General features: G+C 59.4%; 1 pseudogene. It reads left to right on the top strand.

Features of this window, described 5'->3' with window-relative positions:
* Positions 1–288 (top strand): annotated as a pseudogene (locus AC0KW6_RS21600) (IS481 family transposase); the annotation flags it as partial.

The following is a 288-nucleotide window of genomic DNA, read 5'->3' as shown; positions in this document are numbered from 1 at the left end:
GCAAGGTGGCGCATGCCAAGCTCTACACCACCAAAACGCCCATCACGGCGGCTGATCTGCTCAACGACCGGGTTCTGCCGTTCCACGAAGAGCACGGCCTGCCGGTGCTGCGGATCATGACCGACCGGGGCACGGAATATTGCGGTCGGGCCGACAAGCATGATTACCAGCTCTTCCTGGCGATCAACGACATCGACCATACCAAAACCAAGGTGAAATCGCCCCAGACGAACGGGATCTGCGAGCGGTTCCACAAGACGGTGCTGCAAGAGTTCTACCAGGTTGCGT

The organism is Leisingera sp. SA215 (genome assembly GCF_055902035.1).
Note: the sequence above shows the minus strand (reverse complement) of the source record. Positions and strands in the feature narration are given on the sequence as shown.